Below are 12,337 nucleotides of genomic sequence, written 5' to 3'. Positions count from 1 at the left end.
CACACCCGCGACGGCCACCGCCCCCTGCGGCGCCGTTCGCGCCGCGTAGGGTGAGCCCGGGGACGAGTACGCAACCACGGACGTTGCACAGACAGTCGTTGCAGGCGAAGACCAGCGGGGGCCGGCCAGCTGCCGGGGCCGCCGTCGACCAGGAGGGTACTCACACCATGACCGATACGACCTCGAAGACCCCGAGCCGGCGCCGCCAGCGCTTCCCGGAGATCTCCACCCGCGCCTGGGAGCACCCGGCGGACCGCTCCGCGCTCGTCGCGCTGCGCAAGCTGACCGGCTTCGACGACATCCTGAAGAAGCTCGCCGGGCTGGTCTCCGAGCGCTCGATCCGGCTGATGTTCCTGGCCACCGCGGTGAAGACGTCCGAGCGGCAGTTCCCCGAGCTGCACGGGATGGTGCGCGACGCCGCGTACGTGCTGGACCTGGAGAAGGTCCCGGACCTCTACGTCTCCCAGGACCCGACGGTCAACGCCTACTGCATCGGCATCGACACCCCGATCATCGTGGTGACCAGCGGCCTGGTCGAGCTCCTGGACGAGGAGGAGCTGCGCTCCGTCATCGGCCACGAGGTCGGCCACGCGATGTCCGGTCACGCGGTCTACCGGACGATGCTGCTGATCCTCACCAACATCGCCGCCCGGATCGCCTGGGTGCCGCTCGGCAACCTCGCGATCATGGCGATCGTGACGGCCCTCAAGGAGTGGTTCCGCAAGGCCGAGCTCTCCAGCGACCGGGCCGGCCTGCTCGCCGGACAGGACCTCCAGGCCTCCATGCGGGCCCTGATGAAGCTGGCCGGCGGCCACAACCTGGCCGAGATGAACGTCGACGCCTTCCTGGAGCAGGCCGAGGAGTACGACAAGGCCGGGGACCTGCGCGACGGCGCGCTCAAGCTGCTGCAGGTGCTGCCGCAGAGCCACCCGTTCGCGGTGGTGCGGGTCGCCAAGCTGAAGAAGTGGGCGGAGAGCGAGGAGTACCGCTCGATCCTGGCCGGTGCCTACCCGCGCCGCTCCGACGACGGCGACACCTCGGTCGGCGAGCAGTGGAAGGCCGCGGCCGACCACTACACGACCTCGGTGAAGGAGAGCAAGGACCCGCTGATGGGCCTGATCCGCGACGTCGCCGGCGGCGCCGCCACCGTCGGCGGCAAGCTCCGCGACACCTTCACCGGCGCCACCCGCGCCAACGGCTCCTCGACGCCGCGCGACGAGGACTGATCCCGCGACGGCTCCCGACGGCTCCCGGCCTCCCGCCGGGGGCCGTCGGCGTCCCCGGCCCCGGCCCCGGCACCCGCTGTTGCCCCGGCGGCGGCCCCGGTGTGCCCGAGCGGCCGCCCGCGACGGGGCCCGCCGCCGGACGTCAGCTGCCCGCCAGGACCCCGCAGACCTGCCAGGCCGGACGGGCGTGGTTGCCCGGATCGATCGGCTGCACGCCCTCCGTCGGCTGCGCACCCTCCGTCGGCTGCGCGCCGGTCACGGCGCCGTCCGCCCCCGCCAGCAGCGGCCGGACGTACCCGGCCAGCGAACCGGCGCACGGCGCCGGCCCGGCCTGGAGCACCGAGTCCACCAGCCGCAGCTGGGCGGAGGCCAGGTCGATCCGGTCGAACTGGAAGGTCAGCTGCCGCCGGACGGTCTCCAGCGTCACCGGTGCGCCGCTCGGGGCCCCGGCGGGCTTGAGCGCGTAGACGAAGGTGTGGTCGGTGGTGATCTGCAGGGTGGTGCTGTCCGCCTCGTCGATCCGCATCGCTCCGGCCACCTTCACGCTGTCGGCGGCCAGCGCGACCTGCGCCGGGTCGAACCGGACCACCCACCCGGTCAGCGCGTGGTGGCGGTCGTCGACGGGGTGCGCCGCACTGGCGTCGAACTGGGCCTGCTCGCCGGGCGTCACGAAGGCCCGCACATCGGCGGTCGACCCCTGGATCAGGGCCGTCGGCGCCAGCGAGGACGCCACCAGATAGCGCTGGACGGTGTCGAGCGCCTTGGTGACCTCGATCTTGCTGAAGTGTGCGGTGGCCGCCCCGGCGGGCGTCCCCAGGCCGATGGCACCGTCCCCGTAGCCGGGCGGCAGCGCGGCGAACGGGGCGGCCGGGTCGGCGACCGGCCGCACGGCCGACGCCGGGCTCAACGCCACCAGGCTGACGGTCAGTTGGCTGCCCTCGGGGCGGGAGGTCTGCCGGTTCGGCGTGCTGATGCCGAAGTACACGGCGGCCGCGAAGGCCAGCAGGATCAACAGCAGCAGCGCGAGCGCCTGCCGCGGCACGGTGCCCAGCGGACCGAGCCGCACCCGCGGGCGGGTGGCCCGGCCGAACGAGCCCGCCAGCCGCTCCCGGGCGGAGAGCTCCTGGATCCGGGCAGCACGGACGAAGGATTCGTCGAAGACGACGGACCGGTACTCGTCATCGCTTCCGGAACCACCGTCGGGCGCACCCTCCGGAGGCTCTCGCGGGTCACCCATGACACCAGGGTAAGCCGCATCCGCGCCCCGCCACGAGGGTGTTCACCCAGATTCCCGGGAGCGCTCCGTGACCGGAGGCCCGGCGCGCGAACGCACTCCGGCGCACTCCGGCGCAGCGTCCGCGAACCAGTGCCTCAGCCCGCCGGCGCGGTGACCACGAGCGACGGTTCGGCCGGCGTGGGCGCCGGATCGACACCCGCGCTGCTGCTCCCCGAGTCGGGCCGCCGGGGCGTACCGCCACCGGAGCCGCCCACACCCTGGTAGACCGCCGCGACCGCCACCGCGACCAGGCTCACGCCCATGATCACGGCGAGCACCCAGGCCACCGGCCGGTGCCAGCGCTGCTGGGCGACATAGCGCCCGCGCCGCGACCGGACCGGGTCGTAGACACTGTCCCGCCCCCAGCGCCCGGCCCGGCGCCCGACCACCCGGCCGGGGCCCGACCACGGATCGGGGTAGAGGCGGTCGTCGTCCAGTCCGCTCGGGTAGGGGCGCAGCTCCAGCGGCACCCCGTCCCCCACGGGAACGTCATAGCCCCAGCCCGGTACCACCGCGTCCGGCTCGAACCGGGCCTCGGCGGCGGCGAGCTGCCGCTCCTTGGCTGTCGGCTCGTGCACGGCGGCGGACCGGACGAAGGCCTCATCGAAGACCACGGTGGCGAACTCGTCGTCCGCACCACCGTGGTCGGCGCCGTCGGGGTACGGCAAGCCCCCCACATCGTCAGCCACGGATTCAGCGTATTACCGGTCGGGCGTTTTGTCTGTGGCTCCTCGCACTTGGTCCGTCACCCGTGTGACGCGGACCGCCCGCCGGGGGCTCCCGGCCGGCTCAGCCGGCGTCGGCCGCCCCGCCCACGGTCTGCGTCGCCTCGCCCCGGACATGCCCGTCACCAGTGACGATGTACTTGGTGCTGGTCAGCTCCGGCAGGCCCATCGGGCCGCGGGCGTGCAGCTTCTGGGTCGAGATGCCGATCTCGGCGCCGAAGCCGAACTCACCGCCGTCGGTGAACCGCGTCGAGGCGTTGACGGCCACCGTCGTCGCGTCGACCAACTGGGTGAAACGGCGGGCCGCGGCCTGCGAGGTGGTCACGATCGCCTCGGTGTGGCCGGAGGACCAGCGGCGGATGTGCGCGACGGCGGCCTCCAGCGAGGGCACCACGGCCGCCGCCAGGTCGTAGGAGAGGTACTCGGTCTCCCAGTCCGCCTCGGTGGCCGGCACCACGGTCGCCGCCGAGCCCTCGGCGGCCTTGAGGACCGCGTCGTCGCCGTGCACCGTCACCCCGGCCTGGGCCAGGGCCGCCAGCGCGAGCGGCAGGAAGGCCCCCGCGACGTCCTGGTGGACGAGCAGGGTCTCGGCCGAGTTGCAGACGCTGACCCGCTGCGCCTTCGAGTTCAGCAGGATGCCGACGGCCATCGCCAGGTCCGTCTCGGCGTCCACGTAGACGTGGCAGTTGCCCGTCCCCGTCTCGATCACCGGCACGGTCGAGCCCTCGACCACGGTACGGATCAGCGAGGCCCCGCCGCGCGGGATCAGCACGTCCACCAGGCCCCGGGCGCGCATCAGCTCCTGGACGGAGTCCCGGCTCTCGCCCGGGACGAGCTGGATCACGTCGGCGGGCAGGCCCGCCGAGACGACGGCGTCGCGCAGCACCGCGATCAGCGCGGTGTTGGAGCGGTAGGCCGAGGCCGAACCGCGCAGCAGCACCGCGTTGCCGGACTTCAGGCAGAGCGCGGCGGCGTCCACGGTGACGTTCGGACGGGCCTCGTAGATGATGCCGACCACGCCGAGCGGGACGCGGACCTGCCGCACGTCCAGGCCGTTGGGCAGGGTGTAGCCGCGCACCACCTCGCCGACCGGGTCGGGCAGGCCGGCCACGTCGCGGACGTCCGCGGCGATCGCGGCGATCCGCTCGTCGGTGAGGGTCAGGCGGTCGATCACCGACTCGGCGGTACCCGCCTCCCGGGCCCGGGCGACGTCCTCGGCGTTGGCGGCGGTGATCTCGGCGCTCCGGGCCACCAGGGCGTCCGCGATCGCCGACAGCGCGGCGTCCTTCGCCCGGCGCGGGAGCGGGGCGAGCACGGCGGCGGCCTCCCGGGCTCGGCGCGCTACGGCGAGGACGGGGCTGTCGGCGGTGGCGAGGTCGCTGGTCATGCGCCAAGGGTAGCGAGTGGGCCGCCCCCGCCCACCGGGCATTTCGCCCGGTGAGACATGGGCGCCCAGCAAGGCCCGCACGTGCCGTGCCCCGGGCGCGGCACGTGCGTCAGTACGGGTGCACCCCGCCCGGATGGGGCGGCGGGCCGCCGAAGCCCTCGGCGACGCGCTTGTGGTACGTCGCCCGGTCGACCACCTCCAGCCCGACGATCTCCCACGGCGGCAGGTTCGCGGTCACCTTGTGCTCGCCCCAGAGCCGCAGCGCGATCGCCGCCGCGTCGTGCAGGTCCCGGGCCTGCTCCCAGTAGCGGATCTCCGCGTGGTCGGCCGCGTAGCGGGCGGTCAGGAAGAACGAGTGGTCGTGCGCCAGCCGCTCCAGCCCCGCCCGCAACGCGGACAGCGGGGTGGCCTGCCCCGCCACGCTCAGCACCACGTGCCAGAGCCGGGCCTGTTCGGGCACCGTGGGCGGCTCCCCCTCGTCCCGGCGGTCCGGCCGGACCCCGCGTAGCGCGCCGGGCTCCTGCGGCGGCGGACCGGCCGGCCCGGCCGGGGTGTCGGCCCCGCGCCCGCCGTCGATGCTGGTCAGCCGCCGGCCCGCCGTTCCTCCGGTCAGCGCTGCCTCGCGCCTGCGTTCCACCGGCGGCCTCCTGTTCGGCGATCTCGTGTCGTCGTACCCGCCGGCCCCGGTCCGGCGCGTACGGCTGCGCCCCCTCGCCCGCGGCAAGGCCCGCACCGCCGCCGCTCCCGCGGACCGGTCAGCCCCGCAGGACGACCAGGTCGTCGCGGTGGACGACCTCGCGCTCGTATGCGGCACCGAACTCCTGGGCCAGGTCTCGGGTGGACCGGCCGAGCAGCCGGGGCAACTCCCTCGCATCAAAGTTGACCAGTCCGCGCGCCACGATGTGGCCGTTTTCGCCAAGAAGGTCCACCGGATCACCCGCGGCGAACTCCCCGTCGACCTTGGTGACCCCGGCGGGCAGCAGCGAGGCGCCGCCCGAGACGACCGCCGCGACGGCCCCCTCGTCCAGGTGGAGGGCGCCGCGCGGGCTGCTCGCGTGCGCCAGCCAGAGCAGCCGGTCGGAGGAGCGGCTGCCGGTGCGCAGGAAGAGCGTGCCGGTGGGCCGGCCGGCCAGCGCGTCGGCGGCCCGGCTGGCGGCGGTGAGCACCACCGGGATGCCCGCGCCGGTGGCGATCCGGGCCGCCTCCACCTTGGTGACCATGCCGCCGGTACCGACCCCGGCCTTGCCCGCGCTGCCGATCGAGACGCCGTCCAGGTCGTGCGGCCCGGCCACCTGGGCGATCCGGCTGGTGCCGGGGCGGCTCGGGTCGCCGTCGTAGAGCCCGTCCACGTCGGAGAGCAGCACCAGCAGGTCGGCCCGGACCAGGTGGGCGACCAGCGCGGCCAGCCGGTCGTTGTCACCGAACTTGATTTCGGCGGTGGCGACGGTGTCGTTCTCGTTGACGATCGGCATCGCGCCCATCGCCAGCAACTGGTCCAGCGTCCGGTAGGCGTTGCGGTAGTGGGCGCGCCGGCTGGCGTCCTCGGCGGTCAGCAGCACCTGGCCGACCCGGATGCCGTACCGGGCGAAGGAAGCGGTGTAGCGGGCGACCAGCAGGCCCTGGCCGACGCTCGCGGCGGCCTGCTGGCGGGCGAGGTCCTTGGGCCGGCGGTCCAGGCCCAGCGGGGCCAGGCCGGCCGCGATGGCACCGGAGGAGACCAGGACCACCTCGGGGGCGTCCGGGCCGCCGCGGACCTTGGCGAGCGCGTCCACCAGGGCGTCGACCCGGTCGGCGTCCAGGCCGCCGGCCGCCGTGGTGAGGGAGGAGGAACCGACCTTGACGACGATCCGTCGTGCGGTCAGGACCTCCTGCCGCAGTGAGTCCTCGCTCATCTCGCTGTACGCCCTTCCGGTGTGGTGCGGGTACGGCGGGCCCGGGCCCGGCCGTCACCCCCGCAATCTACGCGATCGGCGCAGCCCGTCCGCAGGGCATTTCACCGGCTGGACCGCGCCCCTCCCCGGTCACCGGCCGGCCCGGACCGGTCGCGGGACGCCGGGCGGACCGCACCCGCCCGGCGGGCCCCGTCCCGCCACCCGGGCCGGGGGCGGTCCCGCCAAGTCCGGCTCCCGCCAAGCGAAGTGACGTTTCAGCAAGGCCCCCGACGCACCGCGGCCCCGCCTCCGGGAGGGAGCGGGGCCGCGGCACTACGCGGGTCGGACCGGCCGGTCCTACTCCTCGTCGTCGTCGCCCTCGACGGCGGCCTGGCGGCCACTGGAGAGCGCCTCGAAGGCGAGGAACTCGGACTCGGCCGCGTCCCGGTTCTTCAGCTTGTCGCGGCGGCGGTCGACCGCCGGACGCGGGCTCTCCAGGCGGTGGTCCTCACCGCGGCGGCCGAGCATCTCGGCGCCGGCGGCCATGGTCGGCTCCCAGTCGAAGACGACCGCGTTGTCCTCCGCGCCGATGATGACGGTGTCGCCCTCGTGGGCGCCGACCTTCCAGAGCTTGTCCTCCACGCCGAGGCGGGCCAGCCGGTCGGCGAGGTAGCCGACGGCCTCGTCGTTGGAGAAGTCCGTCTGGCGGACCCAGCGCTCCGGCTTGATCCCGCGGATGCGGAAGGCGCCGTCCTCCTCGGTGATGGTGAAGCCCGCGTCGTCCACGGCGGTGGGCCGCAGCACGATCCGGGTGGACTCCTCCAGCGGCTTGGCGGCGCGGGCCTCGGCGACGATCTGCGCCATCGCGAAGTTCAGCTCGCGCAGGCCCTTGCGGGAGGCGGCGGACACCTCGAACACGCGGTAGCCGCGCTCCTCCAGCGAGGCCCGGGTGAGGTCGGCGATGTCCTGGCCGTCCGGGACGTCGACCTTGTTGAGCGCGACCAGTCGCGGCCGGTCCTCCAGGCCGCCGTACTGCGCCAGCTCGGCCTCGATGGTCTCCAGGTCGGTCAGCGGGTCGCGGCCGGGCTCCAGGGTCGCGCAGTCCAGCACGTGGACCAGCGCCGAGCAGCGCTCGACGTGCCGCAGGAACTCCAGGCCGAGGCCGCGGCCCTGGCTGGCGCCCGGGATCAGGCCGGGGACGTCGGCGACGGTGTAGACGAAGTCGCCGGCGGTCACCACGCCGAGGTTGGGGACCAGGGTGGTGAACGGGTAGTCCGCGATCTTCGGCTTGGCGGCGGAGATCACCGAGATCAGCGAGGACTTGCCGGCGCTCGGGTAGCCCACCAGGGCCACGTCGGCGACGGACTTGAGCTCCATGACGATGTCACGGGCCTCACCCGGCTCGCCGAGCAGCGCGAAGCCGGGCGCCTTGCGGCGGGACGAGGCCAGCGCCGCGTTGCCCAGGCCGCCCCGGCCGCCGGCGGCGACGACGAAGCTGGTGCCGTGGCCGACCAGGTCGGCGAGGACGTTGCCCTGCCGGTCCATCACGACGGTGCCGTCCGGCACCGGCAGGACGAGGTCGTGGCCCTCGGCGCCGGTCCGGTTGCCGCCCGCGCCGGGCTTGCCGTTGGTCGCCTTGCGCTTGGGCGAGTGGTGGTACTCCAGCAGGGTGGTGATCTGCGCGTCCACGGTGAGGATGACGCTGCCGCCCTGACCGCCGTTGCCGCCGTCGGGGCCTCCCAGCGGCTTGAACTTCTCCCGGTGAACGGAGGCGCAGCCGTGGCCCCCGTTACCCGCGGCGACGTACAGCTCGACGCGGTCCACGAAGGTGGTCATGGTTGTGCCTCCAGTGCGAAGAAAGTGTTGCCTGCTTCTCAAGCATGAAGGGTGGACCGGATCATTCCGGCCCACCCTTCATTGTGAGTCTTGTCGGACTCAGGCCTCGACGGCCACGATGTTGACGACCTTGCGGCCGCGACGGGTGCCGAACTGCACCGCACCGGCGGACAGCGCGAACAGGGTGTCGTCGCCACCACGGCCGACGTTGGCGCCCGGGTGGAAGTGGGTGCCACGCTGGCGGACGATGATCTCGCCGGCGGAGACGACCTGGCCGCCGAAGCGCTTCACGCCGAGGCGCTGGGCGTTCGAGTCACGGCCGTTCCGGGTAGAGCTTGCGCCCTTCTTGTGTGCCATCTCGCTATCCCCTTACTTGCTGACGGAGTCGATGCTCGTGATCCGCACAGCAGTGTGCTGCTGGCGGTGACCCTGGCGGCGACGGTAACCGGTCTTGTTCTTGTAGCGCAGGATGACGATCTTGTCGCCCTTGGTCTGGTCGACCACCTCGGCGTGAGCCTTCACGCCGGCCAGCACCCACGGGTCGGAGGTGACAGCTTCACCATCGACGACCAGGATGGTGGAGAGCTCCACCGAGTCACCCGGCTTGGCCTCGATACGGTCGATCTCCAGCACGTCGCCGACGGCGACCTTGTGCTGGCGGCCGCCTGCGCGAACGATCGCGTACATGCGGTACCCACTTTCCTAACTCGGTCGGAGCTCCAGATGCCAGCCACCTGGGTACGGACACAGGGGCCTCTCCCCGACTCCTCTGACGAGGGGCCCGGAAGGTGATGTGTTCGGGAGCGACGGCGTAGACACGCCGAGGGTCAAGAATACGGACCGGCCCCCTCGGGGGCAAACCGGGCCGTCCCGGTCCGGGGCGGGCGCGAGCCCGCCCCGGACCGACGCACTACTCGGCTGCCGAATCACCCTCGGCGGCCGCGGCCTTCTTGGCCGCCGCGCTCGTCCGCTTGGTGGTGGTCTTGCGGGCGGTGGTCTTCTTCGCGGCGGCCGCCGTGGTGGTGGTCTTCTTGGCGGCCGTCTTCTTCGCGGTGGTCTTGCGGGCGGCCCGCTTCTTCGGCGCCGGCGCCTCCTCGGCGGGCTCCTCGGCCGGGGCGGCCTCGGCGGCGGGCTCCGGCGTACCGGTCTCCGCGGCCGCCTCGGGCTCCGTCGCGACCGGCTCGGCCGCGGCCGGCGCCTCGACGGGTGCCTCGACGGCCTCCGCCACCGGCTCGGCCGGGGCCTCGGCGGGCGTCTCGACGGCCGCGAAGGCCGCCTGCAGCGCCGCGTCGGCACGGGCCTGCAGCACCACGATCTCGGCCTCGGCGGGCGCCCCGGCCGGAGCCGTCGCCTTGCGCACCGCCCGGCGGCGGGTGCGGCCGGCCGGCGCCGCCGTGGCGGCGGGGATCTCGACCAGGCTCGGCTGGGCCGGCTCCTCGACGGCCACCGGCTCGGTCTCCGGCTGGGCCACCGGCTCGACGACGGCCTCGGCCTCGGCCTCGACCTCGGCCACCGGCACGTCGATCGCGAGCTGCCCCTCGACCTCCTCGTGCTCCGGAGCCTCGATGTCGGCCTCGACCACGGTCTGCGCCTCGTCCTGGGCGCCGCCGCCCTTGCCCCGGCGCCGGCGCTTGCCGCCGCCCGAGGCCGGCTCGCCCGCCGCGACGGCGTGGCCGCCACCGGTGTGGACGTGGCTGCTCGGCTGCTCCATGTGGACGATCACGCCGCGCCCGTTGCAGTGGACGCACGGCTCGGAGAAGGACTCCAGCAGGCCCTGGCCGACCCGCTTGCGGGTCATCTGGACCAGGCCCAGCGAGGTGACCTCGGCCACCTGGTGCTTGGTCCGGTCCCGGCCCAGGCACTCCAGCAGACGGCGCAGCACCAGGTCCCGGTTGGACTCCAGCACCATGTCGATGAAGTCGATCACGATGATGCCGCCGAGGTCGCGCAGCCGCAGCTGGCGCACGATCTCCTCGGCCGCCTCGATGTTGTTGCGGGTGACGGTCTCTTCGAGGTTGCCGCCCTGACCGACGAACTTGCCGGTGTTGACGTCGATGACGACCATCGCCTCGGTGCGGTCGATCACCAGCGAACCGCCACTGGGCAGCCAGACCTTGCGGTCCAGCGCCTTCATCAGCTGCTCGTCGATCCGGTAGGTCGCGAACACGTCGACCTCGGAGGTCCACCGCTGCAGGCGCTCGGCCAGGTCGGGGGCCACGTTGGAGACGTAGTCGTGGATGGTGTTCCACGCCTCGGTGCCGGAGACGATGACCTTGGTGAAGTCCTCGTTGAAGATGTCGCGGACGACCCGGACGGTCATGTCCGGCTCGCCGTAGAGCAGCGCGGGGGCGTTGCCGGTCGCGGCCTTCTTCTGGATCTCCTCCCACTGCTGCTGGAGGCGCTGGACGTCACGGGTCAGCTCGTCCTCGGAGGCGCCCTCGGCGGCGGTGCGCACAATGACGCCCGCGTCGTCCGGGACGATCTTCTTGAGGATCTGCTTCAGACGGGCCCGCTCGTTCTCGGGCAGCTTGCGCGAGATGCCGGTCATCGAGCCCTCGGGCACGTAGACCAGGTAGCGGCCGGGCAGCGAGATCTGGCTGGTCAGGCGGGCGCCCTTGTGGCCGATCGGGTCCTTGGAGACCTGCACCAGGACGGACTGGCCGGACTTCAGCACCGACTCGATCCGGCGCGGGCCACCGTGGCCGCCCAGCGAGCCGAAGTTCACCTCACCGGCGTACAGCACCGCGTTGCGGCCCTTGCCGATGTCGACGAAGGCGGCCTCCATCGACGGCAGCACGTTCTGGACCTTGCCCAGGTAGACGTTGCCGACGTACGAGGTGGCCTGCTCCTTGTTGACGTAGTGCTCGACCAGCACGCCGTCCTCGAGGACGCCGATCTGGGTGCGCTGGCCGTTCTGGCGCACCACCATGACGCGCTCGACCGACTCGCGACGGGCCAGGAACTCGGCCTCGGTGATGATCGGCACCCGGCGGCGGCCCAGCTCGCGGCCCTCACGGCGGCGCTGCTTCTTGGCCTCCAGACGGGTGGAGCCCTTGATGGACTGCACCTCGTCCGGGTCGAACGACGGCTCGGTGGAGCGGCGGCGCGGCTCGCGCACCTTCACCACCGTGCGGACGCCGTCCTCGGTGGTCTCGGCGGCCTCGCCGGCACCGGCCTCGCCACTGCGACGGCGGCGACGACGGCGACGACGGGACGAGGCCAGGCCGGCCGACAGGTCGTCGTCGTCCTCGCCGTCCTCGTCCTCGGCCTCGGCCTCGGCGGCCGGCTCCTGGACGGGCTGGTCGGTCTCGGCCGTCTCGGCCTCGAAGTCCTCGGCCTCGCCACGACGGCGGCGGCGGCCGCCCCGGCGGCGACGGCGGGACGGACGACCGTCCTCCCACTCGTCCTCGGCCTCGGGACCGGCGGCGGGCGCCTCGACGGCGGCCGGGGCCGCGACCGGGGCGGGCGGCGCGACCGGGGCCTCGACCACGGGGGCGGCGGGCGCCACCGGAGCGGCGGCGGCGGCCGACTTGCGGCGGTTCGGGGTCTGCACCCGCACCTGGGTGCGGGTACGGCGACGGCGGCCGACGCCGCTGTACTCGTACTCGTCCTCCTCCGTGCTCTTCACGGCGGGGGCCTCGGCCGGAGCCGGGGTCTCGGCCGGGGCGGGGGCGGCGGGGGCGGCGGCGGCCGGGGTCGACGGCGCGGTGTAGGGGGCCGGCTCCTGGAAGACGGGGGCCTGGAAGATCGCGGTGGACGGGCGGACCGCACGGCGGCGCACCCGGTGGGTCGGCTCGGCCTCGGCGACCGGCGCGGGGGCCGGGGCGGGCTCCGGCTCGGCGGCGGGCGCGACGGCCTCGGCCTCCTCGGCGGGCTCCTCCTCTGCGGCGGGCTCCTCGACCGGGGCCGCCTCGACGACCGGCGCGGCCTCGGCCACGCGGCGGCGACGGGGGCGGCGGGCGGGGGCCGCGGGGGCCTCCTCGACCGGCGCGGGGGGGGGGCGGGGGGGGCGGGGG

General features: G+C 74.1%; 10 protein-coding genes. 1 reads left to right on the top strand and 9 read right to left on the bottom strand.

Annotation, left to right across the window (positions count from 1 at the left end; all coding sequences use genetic code 11):
- Positions 1-167 precede the first annotated feature (167 nt).
- Complete coding sequence (locus tag ACFWA9_RS09100) at positions 168-1,226, top strand: M48 family metallopeptidase (RefSeq protein WP_380384798.1); 1,059 nt, start codon at positions 168-170, stop codon at positions 1,224-1,226.
- 142 nt (positions 1,227-1,368) lie between these two features.
- Here the strand turns inward: ACFWA9_RS09100 and ACFWA9_RS09095 are convergent, their stop codons facing one another.
- From ACFWA9_RS09095 to ACFWA9_RS09055, 9 genes are all read right to left on the bottom strand, one after another.
- Positions 1,369-2,463, bottom strand: a complete 1,095-nt coding sequence (locus ACFWA9_RS09095) for a hypothetical protein (protein WP_380384795.1) — start codon at positions 2,461-2,463, stop codon at positions 1,369-1,371.
- A 134-nt stretch (positions 2,464-2,597) separates the two neighbouring features.
- On the bottom strand, positions 2,598-3,191 hold the full coding sequence (locus ACFWA9_RS09090; protein ID WP_329487617.1) for a hypothetical protein: 594 nt from the start codon (positions 3,189-3,191) through the stop codon (positions 2,598-2,600).
- Positions 3,192-3,291: 100 nt separating this feature from the next.
- Positions 3,292-4,614: a glutamate-5-semialdehyde dehydrogenase gene (locus tag ACFWA9_RS09085; protein ID WP_380384792.1), complete on the bottom strand. Its 1,323-nt coding sequence runs from the start codon at positions 4,612-4,614 to the stop codon at positions 3,292-3,294.
- 109 nt (positions 4,615-4,723) lie between these two features.
- Complete coding sequence (locus ACFWA9_RS09080; protein WP_352289152.1) at positions 4,724-5,251, bottom strand: hypothetical protein; 528 nt, start codon at positions 5,249-5,251, stop codon at positions 4,724-4,726.
- A 118-nt stretch (positions 5,252-5,369) separates the two neighbouring features.
- Positions 5,370-6,506, bottom strand: a complete 1,137-nt coding sequence (gene proB / locus ACFWA9_RS09075; RefSeq protein WP_352289155.1) for a glutamate 5-kinase — start codon at positions 6,504-6,506, stop codon at positions 5,370-5,372.
- A gap of 336 nt (positions 6,507-6,842) precedes the next feature.
- The gene (obgE, locus tag ACFWA9_RS09070) at positions 6,843-8,321 is read right to left on the bottom strand and encodes a GTPase ObgE (protein WP_329487621.1); all 1,479 of its coding nucleotides are present in this window, start codon (positions 8,319-8,321) and stop codon (positions 6,843-6,845) included.
- Between the two features lie 99 nt (positions 8,322-8,420).
- Positions 8,421-8,678 carry a 50S ribosomal protein L27 gene (gene rpmA, locus ACFWA9_RS09065; protein ID WP_329487622.1) on the bottom strand — a complete coding sequence of 86 codons (258 nt, stop codon included), beginning with the start codon at positions 8,676-8,678 and terminating at the stop codon, positions 8,421-8,423.
- Between the two features lie 12 nt (positions 8,679-8,690).
- On the bottom strand, positions 8,691-9,008 hold the full coding sequence (gene rplU, locus ACFWA9_RS09060; RefSeq protein ID WP_030397424.1) for a 50S ribosomal protein L21: 318 nt from the start codon (positions 9,006-9,008) through the stop codon (positions 8,691-8,693).
- Positions 9,009-9,231: 223 nt separating this feature from the next.
- Positions 9,232-12,337, bottom strand: a 3,106-nt coding sequence (locus tag ACFWA9_RS09055; RefSeq protein ID WP_380384786.1) for a ribonuclease E/G, incomplete at its 5' end; no start/stop codon positions are given.

The organism is Kitasatospora sp. NPDC059973 (assembly GCF_042737525.1).
GTDB lineage: Bacteria > Actinomycetota > Actinomycetes > Streptomycetales > Streptomycetaceae > Kitasatospora.
The sequence above is the reverse complement of the archived record's forward strand: the minus strand, read 5'-3'. Positions and strand labels throughout refer to the sequence as shown.